Source organism: Nocardia sp. NPDC001965 (assembly GCF_053594175.1).
Map to the genome: position 1 here is coordinate 33743 of NZ_JBSFDZ010000020.1, position 21116 is coordinate 54858.

At 68.8% G+C, this 21116-nt stretch carries 19 protein-coding genes; 5 read left to right on the forward strand and 14 right to left on the reverse strand.

Annotated elements, in window-relative coordinates; genetic code table 11:
- Nucleotides 1–55: 55 nt before the first annotated feature.
- Entirely contained in the window at nt 56–400 is a 345-nt protein-coding gene (locus ACWCPQ_RS24420; RefSeq protein ID WP_449902726.1) for a YnfA family protein, read from the reverse strand.
- Nucleotides 401–510: 110 nt separating this feature from the next.
- Between ACWCPQ_RS24420 and ACWCPQ_RS24425 the strand changes: the two genes are divergently transcribed.
- Entirely contained in the window at nt 511–1734 is a 1224-nt protein-coding gene (locus ACWCPQ_RS24425) for a cytochrome P450 (protein ID WP_449902727.1), read from the forward strand.
- Between the two features lie 39 nt (nt 1735–1773).
- On the forward strand, nt 1774–2367 hold the full coding sequence (locus ACWCPQ_RS24430) for a TetR/AcrR family transcriptional regulator (RefSeq protein WP_449902730.1): 594 nt from the start codon (nt 1774–1776) through the stop codon (nt 2365–2367).
- Between the two features lie 31 nt (nt 2368–2398).
- Here the strand turns inward: ACWCPQ_RS24430 and ACWCPQ_RS24435 are convergent, their stop codons facing one another.
- Nucleotides 2399–3547, reverse strand: a complete 1149-nt coding sequence (locus ACWCPQ_RS24435; protein ID WP_449902733.1) for a lipase family protein — start codon at nt 3545–3547, stop codon at nt 2399–2401.
- A gap of 350 nt (nt 3548–3897) precedes the next feature.
- Between ACWCPQ_RS24435 and ACWCPQ_RS24440 the strand changes: the two genes are divergently transcribed.
- Nucleotides 3898–5451: an alpha/beta hydrolase gene (locus ACWCPQ_RS24440; RefSeq protein WP_449902735.1), complete on the forward strand. Its 1554-nt coding sequence runs from the start codon at nt 3898–3900 to the stop codon at nt 5449–5451.
- Between the two features lie 120 nt (nt 5452–5571).
- On the opposite strand, the gene ACWCPQ_RS24445 is transcribed toward ACWCPQ_RS24440, so the two are convergent.
- The 7 genes from ACWCPQ_RS24445 to ACWCPQ_RS24475 all read right to left on the reverse strand — a co-directional run bounded on the left by ACWCPQ_RS24445 (nt 5572) and on the right by ACWCPQ_RS24475 (nt 12116).
- Complete coding sequence (locus ACWCPQ_RS24445) at nt 5572–7335, reverse strand: FUSC family protein (protein ID WP_449902738.1); 1764 nt, start codon at nt 7333–7335, stop codon at nt 5572–5574.
- Between the two features lie 24 nt (nt 7336–7359).
- Nucleotides 7360–8337: a glycine betaine ABC transporter substrate-binding protein gene (locus ACWCPQ_RS24450; RefSeq protein WP_449902740.1), complete on the reverse strand. Its 978-nt coding sequence runs from the start codon at nt 8335–8337 to the stop codon at nt 7360–7362.
- Complete coding sequence (locus ACWCPQ_RS24455) at nt 8334–9113, reverse strand: ABC transporter permease (RefSeq protein ID WP_449902741.1); 780 nt, start codon at nt 9111–9113, stop codon at nt 8334–8336. The genes ACWCPQ_RS24450 and ACWCPQ_RS24455 overlap by 4 nt, the downstream gene beginning before the upstream one ends.
- Nucleotides 9110–10297: an ABC transporter ATP-binding protein gene (locus tag ACWCPQ_RS24460; protein WP_449902743.1), complete on the reverse strand. Its 1188-nt coding sequence runs from the start codon at nt 10295–10297 to the stop codon at nt 9110–9112. Before ACWCPQ_RS24460 ends, ACWCPQ_RS24455 begins: the two co-directional genes overlap by 4 nt.
- Nucleotides 10290–10940, reverse strand: coding sequence for an ABC transporter permease (locus ACWCPQ_RS24465; protein WP_449902885.1), 651 nt, complete (start codon nt 10938–10940; stop codon nt 10290–10292). The genes ACWCPQ_RS24460 and ACWCPQ_RS24465 overlap by 8 nt, the downstream gene beginning before the upstream one ends.
- Nucleotides 10941–11181: 241 nt before the next feature.
- Entirely contained in the window at nt 11182–11316 is a 135-nt protein-coding gene (locus tag ACWCPQ_RS24470) for a hypothetical protein (protein ID WP_449902746.1), read from the reverse strand.
- Nucleotides 11317–11792: 476 nt separating this feature from the next.
- The gene (locus tag ACWCPQ_RS24475) at nt 11793–12116 is read right to left on the reverse strand and encodes a hypothetical protein (RefSeq protein WP_449902749.1); all 324 of its coding nucleotides are present in this window, start codon (nt 12114–12116) and stop codon (nt 11793–11795) included.
- A 610-nt stretch (nt 12117–12726) separates the two neighbouring features.
- Between ACWCPQ_RS24475 and ACWCPQ_RS24480 the strand changes: the two genes are divergently transcribed.
- The gene (locus tag ACWCPQ_RS24480; protein ID WP_449902751.1) at nt 12727–13194 is read left to right on the forward strand and encodes a PPOX class F420-dependent oxidoreductase; all 468 of its coding nucleotides are present in this window, start codon (nt 12727–12729) and stop codon (nt 13192–13194) included.
- Nucleotides 13195–13212: 18 nt separating this feature from the next.
- Here ACWCPQ_RS24480 and ACWCPQ_RS24485 read toward each other — a convergent pair whose 3' ends face one another.
- From ACWCPQ_RS24485 to ACWCPQ_RS24505, 5 genes are all read right to left on the reverse strand, one after another.
- Complete coding sequence (locus ACWCPQ_RS24485) at nt 13213–14178, reverse strand: glycerate kinase (RefSeq protein ID WP_449902753.1); 966 nt, start codon at nt 14176–14178, stop codon at nt 13213–13215.
- A 251-nt stretch (nt 14179–14429) separates the two neighbouring features.
- Nucleotides 14430–15887, reverse strand: coding sequence for a catalase (locus ACWCPQ_RS24490; RefSeq protein ID WP_449902755.1), 1458 nt, complete (start codon nt 15885–15887; stop codon nt 14430–14432).
- Between the two features lie 415 nt (nt 15888–16302).
- Nucleotides 16303–16647, reverse strand: coding sequence for a YrdB family protein (locus tag ACWCPQ_RS24495; protein ID WP_449902757.1), 345 nt, complete (start codon nt 16645–16647; stop codon nt 16303–16305).
- Between the two features lie 158 nt (nt 16648–16805).
- Nucleotides 16806–17867 (reverse strand): tartrate dehydrogenase, encoded by a 1062-nt coding sequence (locus tag ACWCPQ_RS24500; RefSeq protein ID WP_449902760.1) that lies wholly within the window; start codon nt 17865–17867, stop codon nt 16806–16808.
- The gene (locus ACWCPQ_RS24505; protein WP_449902887.1) at nt 17864–19234 is read right to left on the reverse strand and encodes an NAD-dependent succinate-semialdehyde dehydrogenase; all 1371 of its coding nucleotides are present in this window, start codon (nt 19232–19234) and stop codon (nt 17864–17866) included. The genes ACWCPQ_RS24500 and ACWCPQ_RS24505 overlap by 4 nt, the downstream gene beginning before the upstream one ends.
- 340 nt (nt 19235–19574) lie before the next feature.
- Here ACWCPQ_RS24505 and trpB point away from each other — a divergent pair, with 340 nt between their 5' ends.
- Nucleotides 19575–20816, forward strand: coding sequence for a tryptophan synthase subunit beta (gene trpB / locus ACWCPQ_RS24510; protein ID WP_449902763.1), 1242 nt, complete (start codon nt 19575–19577; stop codon nt 20814–20816).
- Nucleotides 20817–21116: the final 300 nt, after the last annotated feature.

Here is a 21116-nt window from a genome sequence, read left to right on the forward strand (position 1 = left end):
GGCGGGGGCCGTGACGGGCTTTCCCGTGATCCGGCGTCGAGGCCGATTCCGTCGGTCACCGGGCGGCGATATCGCGCGGTGCGTACATGATCAGGGCGACTCCGGCCAGGCACAGCAGCGCGCCCGTGATATCCCAGCGGTCCGGCCGGAAACCGTCGAGGGTCATCCCCCAGAGGAGAGAGCCGGCGACGAAGACGCCGCCGTACGCCGCGAGGATACGGCCGAAGTTCGCATCGGGCTGCAGGGTGGCGACGAATCCGTACACGCCCAGCGCCACGACTCCGGCGCCGATCCAGGCCCAGCCGCGATGTTCGCGGACACCCTGCCACACCAGCCAGGCGCCGCCGATCTCGGCGAGGGCGGCGAGGGCGAACAGCAGGATCGACCGGACAACGCTCATGGTCGCCGAGCCTACGAGACTTCGCGCGTACCGCTCGAGCGTGGGGAACCGCCGCGCCCGGATTCGCCGAATCGTAAGACATAATGTTAGAACTGTCTTATTGTCGAAACATGGTGGCAGAAACGTATCAGGGCCGAGCTCGCTTCGAATTGCGCTCCGGCGAGACATGGCGCGATCCGTGGTCCATGTACACCGCACTGCGGGACCACGATCCGGTACACCGCGCGGTGCCCGCCGATCGTCCGGAGAACGACTACTGGGTGCTCACCCGGCATGAACATGTGTACGCGGCCGCGCGCGACACCGGCACCTTCTCCTCGGGCCAGGGTTTGACGGTGGAATACGGCGAACTCGAGCAGATCGGGCTCACCGGAAACCCGCCGATGGTGATGCAGGATCCGCCCGAACACACCGATTTCCGCAAACTGGTCGCGCGCGGTTTCACCCCGCGCCAGGTCGCCGAAGTGGAACCGGTGGTGCGCCGGTACGTCCGGCAACGGCTGGACCGGCTGGCCGAGCAGGGCGGCGGCGATATCGTGGCCGACCTGTTCAAACCCCTGCCGACGATGGTGGTCGCCTACTATCTCGGGGTCCCGGAGGAGGACCGCTCCCGCTTCGACGGCTGGACCGATGCGGTGGTCGCCGCCAGTACCCAGCGCACGGCCGACGCCCAGGCCGCGTCGATGGAGATGCTGGGCTATTTCGCCGAACTCATCGCGCGCCGCCGCACCGACCCGGGCGACGATACGGTATCGCTGCTGGTCCAGGCCGGAATCGGCGCCGACGACACCGATATCGACGGTCTCGTGCAGATCCTGGCCTACACCTGGACCATGGTCGCCGGCGGTAACGACACCACGACAGGCCTGCTGGGTGGCGCGGTGCAGCTGCTGCAGCAGTATCCCGAGCAGCGCGCGGCGCTGGCCGCCGATCCCGCGGGCATCCGGGTCGCGATCGAGGAGTTCGCCCGGCTCACCTCTCCCGTACAGGGCCTGGCCCGCACCAGTACAGGTCCCGTGGAGCTGGACGGCGTGACAATTCCCGCGGGCCGTAAAGTGCTGCTCGTGTACGGCTCGGCGAATCGCGACGAACGGGTCTTCGGCGCCGATGCCGCCGAACTGGACATCGAACGGAACCCGCAGCGCATCATGACCTTCGGGCACGGCCCCCACCACTGCCTGGGCGCGGCGGCGGCCCGGATGCAGGCGCGGGTGGCGCTGGAGGAACTGCTGGATCGTTTCCCGGACTACCGCGTCGATATCGACGCTGTTCGTTACGCGCCCGGGCCGTACGTCCGGCGGCCGATCAGTGTCCCGTTCCGGTGCGCGCCGTGATCGCCGGGCGCGACCGTCCGGCTGCCGCCAGGGCCCGCGATGACCGGTGACTGGCTGGCCGGTGGCCGGGTCGAACTGGCCGGCGAACGGATCCTCGACGCGGTCCGCGCGCTGGTCATCGACAAGGGTGCCGGGACGGTCGGCATGGCCGAGGTCGCCGAGGCGGCGGGATGTTCCCGGGCTACGCTGTACCGCTATTTCCCGAACCGGCAGGCGCTGTACGTGGCCTTCGCCGGCCGGGAAGCCACCGGGCTCCTCGCGCGGGTCTGGCGCGACCGGCCGCTGGACGGCCCGGACCGCGCCGGACTCCTGCTCGACGGAATGACCGCGACCTTGGCCGAAGCCCGCAAGACTCCGCATCTGGCCGTGTGGTTCGAACCGGCCAACGTGGGAATCGTGGCGCGGCTGTCGGATTCGTCGGAGGTGATCGACGAACTGGTCGCGGTATTCGTGGCGCGGTTGCGTCCCGATCTGCCCGGCGCGGCGGCGGACCGGCTGGGCCGGTGGGCGGTCCGGGTGATGATCTCGCTGCTGACGCTGCCACCGGCGACCGAGGACGAGGAACGCGCCCTGCTGCGCGATTTCCTGCTGCCGTTCCTACTGGATTCCGGTCCGGCGGAGGGGCCCGGCTGAGGCCGGCCCGATGAACAACCGGACAACCCGACTAGGACACCTGGCAGCCCGGAGCGGGCGGGGTGCCGGCGAAGCGGTCGGCGAGGAAGTTCATGCCGCCGGCGGCCTCACCCGCGGCGGCTCCCATATGGCCCGGAAACAGCGAGTGGGTCGCGGTGAGGGTCGCGCCCTGCGCGCAGTAGGTATCGACGAGGGCGGTGTAGCCGGCGACGGGGATCTTCTCGTCGGAGACACTGTGGTACAGATACAGTGGCGTGTCGGGGGTGGTGCCGCCGAGCTCGTTGGGTGCGGCCGCGCTGCGGAAGGCGGGCTGGGCCGGCAGGTTCGGGACCGTGGCGAAATTGTCCATGTGGGGGTCCGGGAACTTCTGCGCCAGATCCGCACCGCAGGAGGAGGTGTCCGCGGCGCGCAACGCATTGCGTCCCTGGTCGTTCAGGAGGTCGGCCAGCCGGGAATCGGGTTCGTTGCGGGCCAGCCCGAGCAGGATCAGCATCGCTCCCGCTTCGCCGTCGGCACGTTCGGCCATGGTCGGGATATCGGTGGGAACTCCACCGGCGCTGGTGCCGACGAACCGCACATCCGGTGCGTATTCCGCACGCAGCTGGGTGGCCCACAGTGTGGCGAAGGCGCCGGCCGAGTAGCCCCAGGCGCCGATCGGGCTCGCGGCGTCTATCCCGGCCGCGGCGAAGGATCGCGCGGCGCGAATTCCGTCCAGGACTCCACGCCCGGAGCTCACCCCGTCGAAGAGCCGCGATTGTGGGCCTTCGTAATCGCTGACCACGACGGCCCAGCCGCGCATCAGCGCGTCGGCGATGAACGGCACATCCTGCGCGACGGCCGCGATATCGGTGTTGCGTCCGCCGCGCAGCGTGAACGACGGCGCACATCTGGTGTCGAGACTGTTCTCGGGTACCTGATAGGACAACACCGGGCGTGGCCCGTTCGAGGGTACCGGTGGGACCAGCACCGTCGTCATGTTCAGTTGCGGATTGTTGTCGGAATCGGTTGTGCGATAACGCAATTGCCACGCCTGTACCGGTACCGGCAGGCCGAGTGGCGTGATCGTCCGGGCCCCGAGCATCGCGCCGTTCGGATGTGCGGCGAGATCGGCGGGCGCGGCGTAGAAGGGGTCCTCACCCGGCGGCGGCACCGTGGCCTGCGCGACCGGCATGGACATCATCGCCGGCAGGGTGATCGCGGCGAGCGTGCAGAGCGCGAGCCACAGTCGGCCGATCCGCCGGGATTTCGCCGGTTTCCGGCGGGCACCGGCGGCCGGCAGGCCGGATGTGTCGGTAACCGAACGTGTTGTCCGGCACGAATTTCTCGGATTTCTCGCAAATGTCAGCCCGGATTCCATCACATCTCCCGCATTCGGATTTCCGACGCGCAAGCACTCCGGGCCCGCATCGACCGGCTCTACCATTCCTGGGTCAAGATCACGATAGCGTAACGACTCGCCACACGATAACATAACGATTGCAATCGCTCCTGGCCGATCGAAAGCTCACCGAATGAGAGGTGCCGGCCGTGATGATGAAGAGTGCGTACCGCCGTTACCGCACGAGCCGTCGCCGACTCCGACGGCTCGTGCCGGGGGTCGTCTCGGTCGCTGTTTTCGCCACCCTGCCCCTGGCATCGGCGAGCGCCGAGCCGGTCGACGGCATCCCGGGTGGACTGGAGCGGTTCTATCACCAGCAGCTGGATTGGCAGCCGTGCGACGACGCGGCGCTCGACGAGGCCGGTGCCCAGTGCGCGGGCGTTACCGTCCCGCTCGACTACAGCAGACCGGACGCACGCACGCTGACCGTGGCGATCTCGCGTATCCCGGCCACCGACCCGGACCGGCGCCGCGGGATCATGCTGTCCAACCCCGGCGGTCCCGGCGGTCCGGGTCTGAGCATGATGGCCGAGCTCCAGGAGCGGCTCACCCCGGATGTCCGCGCCCGATACGACCTGATCGGCATGGACCCACGCGGTATCGGCCGATCGGATCCGGTGAACTGCGCGCTGCCGCTGCCGACCATGTTGTTCTCGGCCGGTTTCGACGGCTTCGGTTTCGCACGCGACACCACCCTGGCCGCCGCGCTGGCGGCGTCGTGTGTGGCACCCGACCCCGAGAAGGCCCGCCAGATCACCACCCGCAATACCGCCCGGGACATGGATATCGTCCGCAGCGCGTTCGGTGAGCGCGCACTCAGCTATTACGGCGGCTCCTACGGCACCTACCTGGGCGCGGTGTACGCGCAGATGTTCCCCCAGCGCAGTGACCGGATGGTGTTGGACAGTGCCATCGCCCCGGACCGTTACTGGATCGGCACCTACCAGGACATGGGCGCGGTCAACGAGGCCGCGCTCGACGACTGGGCGATCTGGGCCGCCGACCGCGACGCCGACTATCACTTCGGTGACAGCGGACCGCAGGTCCGCGCCTTCGTCGAGGACATGATCCGACGTGCCGCCGCACGTCCGGTGCTCGGCGACGGCTATCTCATCGACGAACACACCGTGCCGATGATGCTGCTGGCGTTGCTGTCGAGCCCACAGAAGAACGCCGACCTCGCCGACGTCGTGCGGTTCGTCGCCGATGCGGTGTCCGGGCTGCCGATGGATATGGAGCAGCTGAAAACGAAGATCAGCGGCCCCGTGGCGCTGAACGCCTCGGGTATGGCCGCTGTCCTGTGCGGTGACAAGGCCGCACCGCGCGATCCGGCCTGGTACTACCGCAATATCGAAAGCGTGCGGGCGACCCAACCGGTGTTCGGCGCGTTCGCCAACAACATCACCGCCTGCGCGTTCTGGCCGGACCCCGTCGAGCCGCCCACCACGGTGCACAACTCGGCACCGGCCCTCATCCTGCAGGCGACCGGCGACACCCGCACTCCCTACCAGGAAGGTCTTGCCCTGCACCGGGACCTGACGTCGTCACGAATGGTCACCTTGGCCGATACCCGCGTGCACGGAGTCCTCCGAGCCGGTATGAGCGGCTGTGTGAGCGATATCGTCAACACCTACTTCCGGGACGGCACCCTCCCCGATACCGACACCACCTGCCGTCCCGACTCGAACCCGGCGCAATCCGGGTAGGGGTGTCCCGGCGGTCGCTCGCACCGGGTTCGGGTGTCGGGCCGCCGATCGGTGCGCGTGATCGCGTCGCCGGCGGGCGTGCGGTGCAGGGAGCGCCGTCGTCGTCGCCCCCGGGCGCCGCTAGGCCAGTTCGGCGAGGCTGCGGGACCAGCGACCCAGCTGTGCGGTATCGCCGGGTAGCTGTTCCGGGGCCTGCCGGGTCGCGGCGAGCACCTCGTGGCCGAGTCGGCGGATACGCTGGTGGCGGGTCCAATGCGCACCTGCCCATTCTGGTTCGTTGTGGGCGGCATCGATCGCACCGAGGGTGGAACCCATCAGTTCGAATTCCAGTTCCCGTCGCAGCATCCGCATCTCGGGTAGCGCTTCGTGTAGTGGATCCGATGGCGGGTTCGATACCGTGGTGTGCCGCGGATCCGGCGCCTCGCGCCGAGGGGTCGGCGGGCGATCGTGCTGGATCGGTCCCGGTGCGATCCGGCGCAGGAGGTGACCGAGGACTTCGAGTACCCGCTGATCGTTGCGCAGCAGCACCCGCCGATGGGCGCGGCGGTCGACCGCCCACAGCGCGGTCAGTCCGATCGCCACCCCGATGACGCTCTCGAGCAGCCGGTCGCGCAGCACCGGGAACATATCGCTGTACTGTCCGCCGCCACCGATCAGCAGCGCCAGCGGCGTGATGAAGACGACCGCGAGACCGTAGTTGCGGGCGACGAACATCTCGATCGCGAACTGCAGGGTCATCAGGATCAGCACCAGCGCCCAGCTCCGGGGCTCCAGCGCGTACAGCGCCGCGAACAGCGCCAACCCCAGCGCGGTGCCGCCGATCCGGTGCACTCCGCGGTACGTGCCGCGCACCCGGTCCGGACCCTGATGCAGCAGGACCGTGACAGTGAGTACCGCCCAGTCCGGCCGGCCGAGATCCAGTGCCACCGCCGAACACCCGGCGAGGACCGCGGCGAGGCCGATCCGATTCGCCGAGACCACCGCATGACTGTCCGGTGACAGCGACCGCAGGATCCGGTAGCGCACCGACGGTCGCGGTGTCGGCGCGGGACGGCCGGTATCGAAGAGTAGATCGGATTCGTCGTTGCCGGACCCGTTGCGGTGCAGCGCCTCGGCGAAGAGCCGCTGGGCACCTGTGAGCGTGGCGGCGAGCCGGTCGTCTCCGGTGCGCCGGGCATCGTCGAGCAGCGCCCACGCCGTCTGCACTTTCATCGCGGTCGCGTAGCGTGCGTCCACCCGGTCCCCGGCCAGGGTGTCGAGCGCGGCGTAGTCGCGCACTGCGTCGACCGCGGCGCCCACCGCGCGCTCTTCCGGCGTGTGCGCTCCCGTCAGTGCCCCCGACATCCCCACCAGCAGCGCGCTGACCCCGCCGAGCGCCGTCCACAGCGCCACCTGGCCGGGTGGCACGCCGTGCCCCACGATCAGCGCGCCGACACCGGCGGCCAGCACGAAGAAGAACCCGCCCGGGGGCCCCATGCGCAGCGCCGAGTTCACGAATGTCCCGGTCACCGCGACCGCCGACATCAAGAGCACGATCAGCAACTGCCACCAGTGCGAGCCGCCCGCGTCGAGCCGCTGGTGGATCAGTTCCCCGGCCAGCCCGCCGGCCAACGCCGAGATCGTCAGCGATGCCGCGGCGGCGCCGATGACGCGCCACCGGCGGCGGTAGACCTGGCCTTCCCCGAAGATCACCGCCAGCGCACCGGTCGCGGCCATCAGGCCCTGCTGTTCGTGGCCGAGGGATACCGCGATCAGGGCCGGTGCGCCGAACGCCAGGGCCGCGCGTGCCGCGCCGGGTAGTCGCCGTCCGGCCGGCGGCAGACCGAACAACACCGATCGGGCCGGAGCGGGTGAGGGAAGCTTCGGACCGTCCGGGGCTACCATCCACCATCTCCTTGTCCGGCTGTCCTACTCCTCGGTGACGAACCCTTGCGCGATCATCCAGTCGCGAGCCACCGCCGCGGGTTCGCGGCCGTCGACATCGACCTGCCGGTTCAGTTCGGTGATCGACTCGTTGGTCAGCAACCGCGAGACGGGTGCCATGATCTCGGCGACCCGCGGATGCGCCCGGGCGAAATCCGCGCGCATCACCAGCGCAGCATTGTACTTGGGGAAGAAGGAGCGGTCGTCACGCAGCAGGACCAGGTCCAGACCGGGAATGCGGCCGTCGGTGGCCGCGACCGAGCCGAATCCGCATTGCGTCGCGTCGGCGGTCGCCTGGTAGACGACCGCATCCTGGACGATACGTTTGGGCACCCGGTCGCTGTCGATCCCGTAAGCCCGCGTCACCCCGGGAAACCCGTCCTGACGCACATTGAACTCGGTACCGACACAGATACTCGCCGCGGCGGGGTCGGTGGCGACGAGGTCCGCGTAGTCGGAGAGAGTCCAGGTGCCGGTGCGTTCGGCGGTGCGGCGCGCAGTCGCCAGCGCATAGGTGTTGTTCATGGGCGCCATCGCCGTCCACACCATGCCGTGCGCCGCGAGGTCGGCGTCGCGGACCGCCTCGAACTGGCCCTGTTCGTCCGGTACCGGATTCTCGTTGCCGAGGTAATTGACCCAGCCTGTACCCGTGTAGTCGTAGGCGATATCGATCTGCCCGTCGACCTGGGCGTCACGCAGGCTGTTGGAACCCTGGATATTCGTCAGATCGCGGACCTCGGCGCCCGCGGCGACCAGGGCGAATTCGATGATGTAGCCGAGGGTGTTCTGTTCGGTGAAATCCTTGGACCCCACCGTGATCGGCACACCCGCGAGCTCGGGCACCGGACGGATACTGCCCGGCCCCACCTGTAGCGGCACCGCACTACCGGCCTGCAGACCGCATCCGGCCAGTAGCAGTACCGCGGCCAGGAGCAGCAGTCGTGGTGATCGGGCGGCTCTCATTTCAACCCCTGCGGGCCGAGGAACTGTTCGGCGACCGCGCCCAGCCAGTCCACCAGCAGCGCCAGCGCGACCGCCAGGACCGCGCCGACCACCAGCGTGACATTGTCGCGCAGCTTGTATCCGGTATCGATGAGGATTCCCAGGCCGCCCGCGCTGACCAGGAAGGACAGTGTCGCGGTGCCCACGGCCAGCACCAGTGAGGTACGCAACCCGGCCAGGATGTAGGGGACAGCGAGCGGGAATTCGATGCGGCGCAGCACGGTCGTCGCCGACATGCCCTGTCCGCGCCCGGCGTCCACCAGCAGCGGATCCACCTCCTGGAAGCCCAGGATGGTGTTGCGCAGTACCGGTAGCAGCGAATAGAACGCGATCGGCGCCACCCCGATCCAGAAACCCGTGGTCCGGGTGAGGAGATAGAAGAGCACGATCAACCCGATCGCCGGTGCGGCGGCACCGATATTGGCGATACCGACAAACAACGGTGCGAGCCGACGGTATCCGGGCCGGCTGAGCACGGTGCCCAGCGGTACCCCGACCACGACCACGAGCAGTACCACCGTGGCGGTGATCAGGATGTGCTGCCAGGTGACGGCGGCGATATTGCCCGGGTTGAGGCTTTCCTGCTGGGTGACGGTGAGGTCACGGCGGAACGCCCAGACCAGGACACTCGCGGTGAGCACCAGGACGAGTACCGGTTGCACCAGGAGCCGCAGGCGCTCGGCCCGCCACTGCGCGGACCGCTTTCCCGGCACTCCCGCGGTCAGGGCGGCGGTCATGCCGGCACATCCGCGGCGGCGCCCTCGCCTGCTTCGTTCGCTGTACGCAGCGCAGCCAGATGACCGACGAGGGTGTCGATCGTGACCAGACCCGTGTACTCGCCGCGCGTCCCGGTGACCACCGCGGTCGCGTTCCGATCGCCGAGCAGCGCCGCCAGCGCCTCCTGCAGGGTCGATTCCGCGGACAGGGTCTCCACCGGTAGCGAGCGGGCCTCGGTGATCGATCCGGCGTGGGCGAGGTCTGTCGCGGCGATCCAGCGCAGCGGCCGGCCGCTGGTATCCAGCACGAGGACCCGGGGTTGCCCGGCGGCCGCGGTCCGTGCCGCTTCCAGCGGATCGCCCTCGGCGACCGTGGCGCATTCACCCAGCGGCACCTCGCGGATACGGGTCAGCGTCAATTGTTTGAGCGAGGCGTCGGATCCGGCGAACCCGGCCACGGTGTCGTCGGCCGGATCGGCCAGGATCGCGGCGGGCCGGTCGTACTGCAGGATCCGGGACCGGTCGCCCAGGACCGCGATCCGGTCGCCGAGTTTCACCGCTTCGTTGAAATCGTGGGTGACGAAGACGATCGTCTTCCCGAGTTCGGCCTGCAGACCCAACAGTTCGTCCTGGAGCAGCGCGCGGGTGATCGGATCCACCGCGCCGAACGGTTCGTCCATCAGCAGGATCGGCGGATCGGCCGCCAACGCCCGCGCGACGCCCACCCGCTGTTGCTGACCACCGGAGAGCTGGCGCGGATACCGGCGCCGGTAGGTCCCGGGATCCAGACCCACCAAATCGAGCATCTCGTCGGTGCGGGCGGCGATCCGCTTACGGTCCCACCCGATCAGCCCGGGAACGGTCGCGATGTTCTTCGCCACGGTCATATGCGGGAACAGGCCGGCCTGCTGGATCGAATACCCGATCCCGCGCCGCAACCGGTCGGCGTCGATTCCGGCGGCGTCGCGACCATCGATGGTGACCGTGCCGGAGGTGGGCTCGATCAGGCGGTTGATCATCCGCATGGTGGTGGTCTTGCCGCAGCCCGAGGGGCCGACCAGGACCACGATCTCACCGGCCGGAACAGTTATCGATACCGCGTCGACCGCCGGATCGCGTTGTCCCGGATAGTGTTTGGTCACGGCGTCGAGCACGATCTCGACCCCGGACACCGCCGGGGCGGTGCGGGTCTCGGAATCAGTCACGAATTCCCCTCGAAATGGTGAAACGTCCGACGAGGACGAAGATCCCGTCGAGAACCAGGGCCAGCGCGATGATCAGTACCGTGCCGGTGAGTGCCTGCGGTACCGCGTTGGGGCTACCGAGCCGGGCCAGCCCGGAGAAGATCAGATTGCCCAGCCCGGGACCTTTGGCGTAGGCGGCGAGCGCGAGAATGCCCATGATCAACTGGGTACTCACCCGCATACCGGTAAGAATCGACGGCCAGGCCAGCGGAAGTTCGATCGCGGCGAGTATCCGCAGCCGGTTCATCCCGACCCCGCGTGCGGCATCCACCACCGCGGTGTCGACGGAGGAGAGGCCGATGAGCGTATTGCGCAGGATGGGCAGCAGTGCGTAGAGCACCAGAGCCGTCACCGTCGGCGCGACACCCAGGCCCATCAGCGGGATGAGCAGACCGAGCAGGGCGAACGAGGGCACCGTGAGAATCGTCCCGGCCGCGGCGGTCGCGGCTGCCGACCCGAACGGACTGCGGTAGACCGCCACCCCCACGAGAACCGCCACCGCCGTCGCGATGAGCAGGGACTGCACGACTGCCGATACGTGCAGATAGGAGTCCACGACGAGCTGATCCCGCCGTTCCACGACGAAGCTCCACCACGTTTCCAGGATCCGACCTCCCCTTCCGGGCCTGCAGCGAGGCTATCGCGACCTCGCCACGCCCGGACCGGTTTCCCGGAGCACATGCGACCGTCGAGAGTATGCGCCGGACACGGCGACTGCGCACCACGTCCGCAGAGGGAGTGCCCGCGACGGTCGGATTCGAAACACGATGAGCTCGGTGTACCGCCGCCGTAACGGGCCCGGGCCTACGCGAGTACGTTGTCCGGGGCGAGTGGGCCGGGGGAGTTCACCGGTCGTCGCGGTGCGGATTGCCGTCGTTGTCCGGGGAATCGAGGGCACCCGGACGCTGCCCCTTCCACAACCGGTACCCGACCACCGCGGCGACCAGGATCGCTATCAGGAGGATGACCAGTATTTCCATACTGGGCACTTACCCGTGCCCGGCTCGCTCAATCAGCGAAATATCCAGGTCAGCGCGTAAACGCGGACCGATTTCACCGCCGTATCCGTGGCGCCGGGGATATTCGTACCGATCTCGTGGCCGGTGCGCAGACAGTCGCCTACCGGGCGATCCAGGCGTTCCCCGGGCACGACCCCGGAAATGCCCGGGGATAGGGGTCGGTTGCCCGGCGGCGATCCGGTCGGGCGCTGCTCGATCGGCACCGTTTCGGTGGGTCCGAAGCAGGCACCGCGGGGCGGCATCGTGGGTTCGAGTTGCACTTCACCGGTTCGGGGAGGCCGATATCGTCCGGGGGGGGTGTCCCGCGGGCGGTTGCGTCCGCCGGCCGCCGAGGGCGTCGATCACCGCGGGCGCTCGCGCGCCACCCCGGCCCTGTCGCTGGCCGGGCGAGGTGAACTCGTCGGGCCCGGGCCGCCGACAGTCGTGGAGTGCGGCGATCAGTGGCCACGTGGTTCGCGCAGCGTCGCGCCCTCTTCGAGTTTGATCCGCCGATGTTCGGCCACCACGATGAGTCCGCCGGCGACAAGGCAGATCACGCCGAGGATCCCGGCGACCACCGCCCATCCGGCGAAACCGTAGCCCGCCGCGGTGAGGGTCAGGCCCACCAGCACGATGCCGACCGCGGCCAGGATGATGCCCGGCCAGTTGCGCCGGTCTTCGATGGATTCTCCGGCGTGTGAACGGGTCGTCCGCGCGTCGTCGGGGAAATGGTGCTCACTCGTGGAATTGCGCTGATTCGGACCGTCGTTTCCGGCGACCATGGAATGTCCTTTCTGTCGGTACTGCGACCAGGGACTGTCCGCGAATACCCGTCGGATCGCAGTTGAATCAGTGGGGTAGCGGTGGTGGTGGCGGGACAGGGTGGCCGGGATCCGGGACCGGTGGACGATCCGGAGCCGGTCCGGGCACCGGCGAAGGTCCCGGTGGTTCCGGGATGGGTCCGGGGACCGGGGGTTGTGGTTCCGGTGGCGGTACCGGTATCGGCGGTTGCGGCTCCGGCTCCGGCGCCGGTCCGGGCGTCGGCGGTTGCGGCTCCGGCGGCCGCGGGCCCGGCGAGGGCAGCGGCGGGGTGGGTTCGGGGTCGGGCGCCGGATGCGGTTCGGGGAACGGGCGCTGCGGGTCGGTGGCACGCATGACGATGGCTCCTGTCGGCTGGGTCCGGGACTTTCGCGGGACCCGATGTTCGTGCGCGGTACCCGATGCGCCGCGGGTGAATCATGTGCCCGGCCGGGGGAATGCGGATTCGGCAGGCAGGACACGGGAGTCGCTCGACCCCGGGGAACTCGTCGCGATCCGCGATGAGCTGCTCGCCGACTGTGACTATGCTGCCGATCGACCGCCCGAGTACCGATCACTTTCCGAAAGGTCTCCATGCCGCGTATCGCGACCGCCACCATCGCCGACCGGGACGAGTTGCTGGCTTTCCTGGATTCCCGCCATCACGGCGTGCTCGTCACCACCCGCGCCGATGGCCGCCCGCAGATGTCGCCGGTGACCTGTGGGCTGGATCCGCAGGGCCGGATCGTCGTCTCCACCTATCCCGGCCGCGCGAAGACCCGGAACATCCGCCGCGAACCGCAGGTGTCGATCTGTGTCCTCTCCGACGAGTTCGACGACGCCTATGTGCAGGTCGACGGGCGCGCCGAAATTCTGGATATGCCCGAAGCACTCGACGGGCTGGTCGACTACTACCGCGGGATCGCGGGCGAACACCCGGACTGGGGCGATTACCGCGCAGCGATGGCACGGCAGGGCAAATCGCTCATCCGTATCGAGATCCAGCGGTGGGGCCCGATCGCCACGGGTGGATTTCCGCCCGGGACCGATATCGCGGGCTGATCGTCCGGTGGTGCCGGGTCAGGGCGCGACGGTGCCGATCCGGCGCCCCGCGGCCCGCATGGCCTCGGTATCGGAGGCCACGATTATCTCGGCGAACCGTGACCGGTAGTCGCCCAGATCCTCGCCCACCGAGCCCACCACCGCGTAGACCGGGGTGGTGCCGGCGCGTTCGAGGATCGCCGAGATGATCTTCCCGGCCCGGGTCTGGCCGTCCAGCCGGCCCTCCCCGACGACGATCGCGCTCGCTCGCTCGGCCAGGGCATCGAAGCCCGCGTTGTCGAGCACATATTCCGCGCCCGAGCGCAGTTCGGCGCCGAACCGGGCCCACATACCGCCCGAGAAGCCGCCCGCCGCGCCGGTCGCGTCGACACCGGAGGGATCGCGGGGCAGGGTGCGCGCGATCTCGGCGAGGCGCCGGGTGAGCAGTTCGACGGTGGCCGGATCGGCCCCCTTCTGCGGTCCGAAGACCCGCGCCGCGTCCACATACCGGGTGGTGACATCGGTGAGTACGGTGATCGACGCCCCGCCGAGACCACCCGATTCCTCGATGGCCGCGATCGCACCGGTACCGCCGTCGGTGGTGGCCGAACCACCCGCGGTGACCACGATGCGCCGGGCCCCGCGCCGCACCGCCGCCGCGATGAGCATGCCCGTGCCGTAGGTATCGGCCGTGACCGGATCGCGCGGACCGTCGTGCGGGGTGGTGACACCACCGGCCGCGGCGATCTCGATGACCGCGGTGCCGTCGTCGGACAGCCCGAAGGTCGCGGTGAGCGGGACACCCCACGGGTTCCGTGCCGGGGCGGTCACCTGGTGCAGGCCGAGTGGGCGGGTGAGCGCGGCGAGGGTGCCCTCGCCGCCGTCCGCGACCGGGAGGCGAACGGCCGTCGCGCCGGATTCCTCGACGCCGCCGGCGACGGCATCGGCTACCGCGGCGGCGGTGTAGGTGCCCTTGAAGCTGTCGGGACAAACGAGCACGGTCATGCGGCGCGGCCGCCCGTCGCCGACGTCGGGCGCCCGCCGGATCCCCGAGGGGCGCGGTGCTCGTTCTCCGGGGAAAGGACGGAGACCACCGCGTCCTCTCCCGCCGGCCGGGCCCACGATCCCGGTGCTGCTCCCACCGTTGGCACGCTCATGGCGCCCGACTCTATCGGCTCGCATCGAGCGCGGGCGCCGGTGGCGCCCGGTGCCGGCGGCCGCGGAAGCCGGGCTCGCCGCGGCCGCCGGTCCGGCGGTCAGGATTTCGCGGCGACGCCGTTCTCGATCCGGTCGCCGAGTTCCTTGTCGACATTGCGCCAGTATTCGAAGGCGCGCTCGAGCACCGGGCGGCTCACTCCGTCGAGCAGATGGCCGACGATATTGTTCACCAGCCGCTCGCGAGCCGCGTCGTCGAGGACTTCCCGCACCATGGTGCCCGCCTGGCCCCAGTCGTCGTCCTCGGCGTGCAGCGTATAGGCGCCGCGCACCAGATCGCCGTCGGTATGCCAGCCCGCCGGTTCACCGTAGCGGTCGATATCCGGGCGCGGTCCGCCCTTGGAGTTCGGGGTGTACACCGGATCCGCGACCGGATTGATACGCATCGCGCCGTCCTTGCTGTAGCTGTGCACCGGGACGTGTGGTGCGTTCACCGGGATCTGCTGATAGTTCGCACCCAGCCGGGCCCGGTGGGCGTCGGCGTAGGAGAAGATGCGGGCCAGCAGCATCTTGTCCGGGCTCGGGCCGATACCGGGCACCAGGTTGTTCGGCTGGAACGCCGCCTGCTCGATCTCGGTGTGATTGTCGGTGGCGTTGCGATCCAATGTCATCCGGCCGACCTCGATCAGCGGGTAGTCGCGGTGCGGCCACACCTTGGTGAGGTCGAAGGGATTGAACCGGTAGTTCTCCGCTTCGCCGAACGGCATGATCTGCATGTACAGCGTCCAGCTCGGGTAGTCGCCCCGATCGATGGACTGGAACAGATCGCGCATGTGGTAGTCGCTGTCGGCACCGGCGAGGCGGTCGGCCTCCTCCTGGGTGAGGAAATCGATGCCCTGATCGGTCTTGAAGTGGTATTTCACCCAGAACTTCTCGCCGGCGGCGTTGACCCACATATAGGTGTGGCTCGAATAGCCGTTCATATGGCGCCAGGTCTTGGGGATACCGCGGTCGCCCATCAACCAGGTGACCTGGTGCGCGGACTCCGGGGACAGGGTCCAGAAATCCCACTGCATATCGTGATCGCGCAGGTTGTTGTCGGCGCGGCGCTTCTGCGAGCGGATGAAGTTCTGGAACTTCATCGGATCGCGCATGAAGAACACCGGGGTGTTGTTGCCGACCATGTCGTAGTTGCCCTCGCTGGTGTAGAAGCGCAGGGCGAAACCGCGCGGATCGCGCCAGGTGTCCGGGCTGCCGCGTTCCCCGGCGACCGTGGAGAACCTGGCGACCATTTCGGTGTTCGTGCCCGGCTGGAAGACGGCCGCCTTGGTGTAGGCACTGACGTCGTTCGTGACCTCGAAGCGACCGAATGCGCCACTACCTTTCGCATGCGGCTGCCGCTCCGGGATCCGCTCCCGGTTGAACTGGGCCATCTGCTCGATGAGGTAGTGGTCCTGTAGCAGGATCGGCCCGTCGGGGCCCACGGTGAGTGAATGCTCGTCGCTCTCGACCGGAATGCCGGCATCGGTCGTCAGGATTTCGGGCTGCTCGCTGGTCATGCTCTCGGCGTCTCCTTCCGAGCGAATGGACCGGCTCCGGGACTGCGGAGCCGGCGGCCTGATCGCGTGGCCGGATCGAGCGCGAGGAAGGAGTTCCTGACCCGGGACCGTCCACACACTGGCTCTTCCCAGAATGTCACCGGGTAATCAGGAAGGAAACAAACAGGCGGATGCGTGACACAGCCGCGACCCGCCGGTGCCCTCCGTGCGCGCTGATCGTCGGCGGCGGCTTCGGGGCTGTGGAGCCGGCACCTGCGTCACCGAAATCGGGAAAGGAAGGAAGATCAGCTGGTCGCGGGAGTGGAAGCCCTGTTCACGCGGTTACGGACGGCGATCGGGGGCATCGGGGCCGTCCTTCCCCTGGGGGTGCGGACGAAGCCGATGGTGGCCCGGGGAGCCGCAGTGGTCGAGCTCGTCACGGTCGAAGGTGCCCGAGCCGGATCGCCAGCAGGTTCGCGACGAGTACGGCGACGAAGACGACTGCCGCCGTACGGTAGCTCGCGGCCCACAACGCGACCGCCGCGCCACCGAAGACCAGGATCTCGGTGACGAGAGTGAGCACCGGCCGGTCGAATACGGAGTTCGGCGCCGCGAAGAGTCCCCACGCGGTGACGGCGAGTACCGGCGCGCCGACAGCCGCCACGATCTTGACCGGAGCCGCGTCGGAGACCTGCCACCCCCACAGCGCCAACGCTGCGAACGCGGCCAGCTCCACCACGAAAGCCACCGTGAGGTTGGCCCATTTCCAGACTTCGTACATGCTCGTTCTCCATCACCCTCTGTGAGCACCGCTCTCTAGTGAGAGCAGTGTGCACGCAGAGTTCGGCCCAGTCAACCGTCACCCGTCGGCTCGGCAACTCGATGAAGCTGTTCGCAGCCGAACCGGGACCGGCGGTGACGCCGGCCCCGGACCAGCGGTCAGGCGTGCAGCAGGGCCGACGCGCGGTCGGCGATTTCCGTACCGACCTCGGTGGTGGTGGCGGTGCCACCGAGATCGGGAGTGCGCGGACCGCCGTCGCCCAGGACATCGGTGACCGCCCGGTCGACCGCTGCGGCGGCGACGTGCTCGCCGAGATGTTCCAACAGCATGGCGCCCGCGAGGATCTGCGCCACTGGGTTGGCGATGCCCTGACCAGCGATATCGGGTGCGCTGCCGTGGACCGCCTCGAACATCGACGGGGCGTCCCGGGCGGGGTTGATATTGCCGGAGGGGGCGAGCCCGAGTCCGCCGGTGACGGCGGCGGCGAGGTCGGAGAGGATGTCACCGAAGAGGTTCGAGCCGACGATCACGTCGAGCCGGTCGGGGTGCAGCACGATTTCGGCCGCCAGCGCATCGACATGCATCTGCCGGGTCTGCACCGCCGGGTATTCCGCGGCGATCCGTTCGAACACCTCGTCCCAGTAGGGCATGGAGTGGATGAGGCCGTTCGATTTCGTGGCCGAGCAGACCCGGCCCGCGCGTTCGGTCGCCCGCTCGAAGGCGTAGCGGATGATGCGTTCACAGCCGACCCGGGTGAAAACCGACTCCTGCAGAACGAATTCGTCCGGCCGGCCGGGATTGTGCCGACCGCCGATCTCGGAGTACTCGCCTTCGGAGTTCTCCCGGACGATGAGCAGGTCCAGATCGGCGGCGGTGCGGTCGCGCAGCGCCGAGGTGGTACCGGGCAGCAACCGGACCGGGCGCAGGTTGACGTATTGGCCGAAGGCCCGGCGCAGCGGGATCAGCAGTCCCCACAGCGAGATGTGATCGGGTACGCCCGGAAACCCGACCGCGCCGAGCAGGATCGCGTCGAACCGGGCGAGCCGCTCGGGCCCGTCCGCGGGCATCATCGCGCCGGTGCGCAGATAGTTCTCGCAGGACCAGTCGAATTCGGTCCATTCGATCCCGGGCAGCACCCGGTCGAGAACTTTCACCGCCTCGGCGGTGACGTCGACGCCGATACCGTCGCCCGGAATCGTCGCGATCCGATAGGAATTCACAGTGGCACTCCGATGTATTTGATCTCGAGGAATTCGTCGATACCGACCAGGCCGCCTTCGCGGCCGAGACCGGATTCTTTCACCCCGCCGAACGGGGCGGCCGGGTTCGACACGACGCCCTGGTTCAAGCCGACCATGCCGGTGTCCAGAGCTTCGCAGACCCGCAGACCGCGCCGCAGCCCTTCGGTGTAGACGTAGCCGACCAGGCCGTAGGGGGTGTCGTTGGCGCGCGCCACGGCCTCCTCCTCGGTATCGAAGGTCGCGATACTCGCGACCGGGCCGAACACCTCGGTATGGCAGATCTGCGCCTCGTCGGGGACATCCACCAGAACGGTGGCCGGGTAGAAATGCCCGGGGCCGTCCAGCGGTTCACCGCCCAGCAGGGCGCGGGCGCCACGGGCGCGCGCGTCGGCGACGAGTTCGGTCACCTTGGCCACCGCGTCGGAATCGATCAGCGGGCCGACGACGACCCCGGGTTCGGTGCCGCGTCCCAGCGGCAGTTCGCCCATCCGCGCGGCGAGCCGTTCGGCGAATTCGCCGACCACGCCGCGCTGGACGAAGAACCGGTTGGCCGCGGTGCAGGCCTGTCCGATATTGCGCATCTTCGCCGCCAGTGCCCCGTCGACTGCCGCGTCCAGGTCGGCATCGTCGAACACGATGAAGGGGGCGTTGCCGCCGAGTTCCATCGAGGTGCGCATGACGGTCCGGGCGCACTGCTCCAGCAGTTTCTTGCCCACCGCGGTCGATCCGGTGAACGACAGTTTGCGCGAGCGCGGATCGTGGATCAGCGGCGCCATCAGCGCGCCCGGGTCCGAGGTCGTCACCACGTTCACCACTCCGGCGGGAACACCTGCTTCGTGCAGGATCTGGGCCAGTGCCAGCGTGCACAGCGGTGTCTGCTCGGCGGGTTTGACCACACTGGTGCACCCGGCGGCCAGTGCGGGCCCGATCTTGCGGGCGCCCATGGCCATCGGAAAATTCCAGGGTGTGATGAGCAGGCTCGGACCGACCGGCTGCCTGGTCACCAGGAACCGGGCACCGCCGCCGGGTGCGGGCATGTAGCCGCCGTCGAGGCGGACGGCCTCCTCGGCGAACCAGCGGAAGAACTCGGCGGCGTAGGTGACCTCACCGCGTGCCTCTGCCAGGGGTTTGCCCATTTCGAGGGTGGCGACGAGGGCGAGCCGGTCGGCGTCGTCGAGCAGCATGCGGTGGGCACGCATCAGGATCTCGCTGCGCTCGCGCGGGGCGGTGCGCGCCCATGCCGCCTGGGCGTTCGCCGCGGCGTCGAGAGCGGCCAGGCCGTCCTCGGGGGCGGCGTCGGCGACATCGCACAACCGCTGACCGGTCGCCGGATCGAGGACCGGCATGGTCTTCGCGGTTTCGCGGGTCCCGCCGTCGATGAAGAGGCCGGTGGGTACCGACTCCACGGCTTTCCGTTCGGCGGCGGTGAGTGTGGCTTCCGTGAGCACGGTGAATGCTCCTCCCTGTCGGCGGCCGGTCATCCCTGGCCAATATTGTCGACAATCCTACAATAGTGACCGGTTCTCGTGGTGGGGAAGGCCCGGATTGCGCGCTTCGCGAGGCTGCGACGAAAATCCATCCCTTTAGTACTGTTAACTAATCCGTTGCCGAGAGGTGACTCGGCGCTCGCGCCGGGCAGCCAGACTTTCCCGCAGCGGTGTCGGGAACAGGGAATGTGAGTGCTGGATGGTCGTCGGTCACGGGGTCGAGCGAAATGCCTTTCGTCCCGGGGATTTCCCGGATGAGCGCGGCCGATTCGGGAGATTCGGCGGCAGATACGCCCCCGAGGGCCTCATGGCCGCCCTGCTCGACCTGGAGAAGGAATACGAGCTGGCCCGCGCGGACCCGGCCTTCACCCGCGAGCTGACCGGGTTGCTGCGCACCCGAGTGGGCAGACCCACCCTGCTGCACCAGGTGCCGCGTTTCGCGGCGCGACTGGGTGCGGCGGCGCCGACCGTCTACCTCAAACGGGAAGATATGGCCCATACCGGGTCTCATAAGATCAACAACGCGCTCGGACAGGGTCTGCTCGCCCGCCGGATGGGCAAACGCCGCCTCGTCGCCGAAACGGGTGCGGGACAACACGGCGTCGCGGTCGCGACGGTGGCGGCGATGCTCGGTTTGAGCTGCACCGTGTACATGGGTGCGGTCGACGCGCAACGGCAGCGGCCGAATGTGATCCGGATGCGGCTGCTCGGGGCCGAGATCCGGGTGGTGGAAACCGGGAACCGCCGGATCAAGGAGGCGATCACCGAATCCGTCCGGGACTGGGTCACGCAGGTCGACACCACCCACTATCTGCTGGGCAGTGCGGCCGGACCCGCCCCCTACCCACGCATCGTGCGAGATTTCCAATATCCCATCGGCGCCGAAGCCCGGTCCCAGATCCTCACCGCCGAGGGCAGGCTGCCCGACTACGTGCTGGCTTGCATCGGTGGTGGCAGCAATGCGCTGGGCGCGTTCCGGCCGTTCATGGCCGATGCCGGTGTCCGGCTGATCGGGGCCGAAGCCGCGGGACGCGGTATGGAGACCGGGGCGCACGCGGCTACGTTGAGTGCGGGGACCCCCGGGGAGATCGACGGCAGTTTCAGCTACCTGTTACAGGACGACGACGGCCAGATCGCGGCGACGCACAGCATCGCCGCGGGACTGGACTATCCGGGAGTCGGCCCGGAACTCGGCTACCTGAAGGACAGCGGCCGGCTGAGTTCTGTCCCCGTCACCGACGAACTCGCACTCCGCGGTATGCGGGAACTCGGGCACAGCGAAGGAATCATCCCCGCGCTCGAATCGGCGCACGCGGTGGGATGCCTACTGGATCTCGCCGAGCGCGGCGAACTGGCTCCCGGCACGGTCGTACTGTTGTGCCTGTCCGGCCGCGGCGACAAGGACCTCGAGATCGCCGCCCGCGAAGCGGGCCTCTCCTGACGCTGCGGCAGCCGGGTACGGCGAACGGACGGCGTGGCCCGGTCCACCACCGCACGCCCGGCGGCCGGACATGACCTCACTCACACGGGCCCGGGGACCGGTCGGCCCGACCGGCCCCCGAGCAGCCGATTCCGGCTGTGACCGGGAATACGGCAGCCCGAAAACCGATTGATCCGGTGCAGAACCGTGAGAAACACTGGCGCGTCACCGATGAGCGCGGCGCAGCTCACCCGTCTGTTCTCACGTGTCACCGTGCAACGGTCATCGACGACCACGCTCGGGTCATACGCCAGTTCGCTC

Excerpts from the sequence above, each read along its gene's own strand:
- ACWCPQ_RS24420 (WP_449902726.1), bottom strand. The coding sequence starts at position 400 with ATGAGCGTTGTCCGGTCGATCCTGCTGTTCGCCCTCGCCGCCCTCGCC.
- ACWCPQ_RS24425 (WP_449902727.1), top strand. The coding sequence starts at position 511 with ATGGTGGCAGAAACGTATCAGGGCCGAGCTCGCTTCGAATTGCGCTCC.
- ACWCPQ_RS24430 (WP_449902730.1), top strand. The coding sequence starts at position 1,774 with ATGACCGGTGACTGGCTGGCCGGTGGCCGGGTCGAACTGGCCGGCGAA.
- ACWCPQ_RS24435 (WP_449902733.1), bottom strand. The coding sequence starts at position 3,547 with ATGATGTCCATGCCGGTCGCGCAGGCCACGGTGCCGCCGCCGGGTGAG.
- ACWCPQ_RS24440 (WP_449902735.1), top strand. The coding sequence starts at position 3,898 with ATGATGAAGAGTGCGTACCGCCGTTACCGCACGAGCCGTCGCCGACTC.
- ACWCPQ_RS24445 (WP_449902738.1), bottom strand. The coding sequence starts at position 7,335 with ATGGTAGCCCCGGACGGTCCGAAGCTTCCCTCACCCGCTCCGGCCCGA.
- ACWCPQ_RS24450 (WP_449902740.1), bottom strand. The coding sequence starts at position 8,337 with ATGAGAGCCGCCCGATCACCACGACTGCTGCTCCTGGCCGCGGTACTG.
- ACWCPQ_RS24455 (WP_449902741.1), bottom strand. The coding sequence starts at position 9,113 with ATGACCGCCGCCCTGACCGCGGGAGTGCCGGGAAAGCGGTCCGCGCAG.
- ACWCPQ_RS24470 (WP_449902746.1), bottom strand. The coding sequence starts at position 11,316 with ATGGAAATACTGGTCATCCTCCTGATAGCGATCCTGGTCGCCGCGGTG.
- ACWCPQ_RS24475 (WP_449902749.1), bottom strand. The coding sequence starts at position 12,116 with ATGGTCGCCGGAAACGACGGTCCGAATCAGCGCAATTCCACGAGTGAG.
- ACWCPQ_RS24480 (WP_449902751.1), top strand. The coding sequence starts at position 12,727 with ATGCCGCGTATCGCGACCGCCACCATCGCCGACCGGGACGAGTTGCTG.
- ACWCPQ_RS24485 (WP_449902753.1), bottom strand. The coding sequence starts at position 14,178 with ATGACCGTGCTCGTTTGTCCCGACAGCTTCAAGGGCACCTACACCGCC.
- ACWCPQ_RS24490 (WP_449902755.1), bottom strand. The coding sequence starts at position 15,887 with ATGACCAGCGAGCAGCCCGAAATCCTGACGACCGATGCCGGCATTCCG.
- ACWCPQ_RS24495 (WP_449902757.1), bottom strand. The coding sequence starts at position 16,647 with ATGTACGAAGTCTGGAAATGGGCCAACCTCACGGTGGCTTTCGTGGTG.
- ACWCPQ_RS24505 (WP_449902887.1), bottom strand. The coding sequence starts at position 19,234 with ATGCCGGTCCTCGATCCGGCGACCGGTCAGCGGTTGTGCGATGTCGCC.
- trpB (WP_449902763.1), top strand. The coding sequence starts at position 19,575 with ATGGTCGTCGGTCACGGGGTCGAGCGAAATGCCTTTCGTCCCGGGGAT.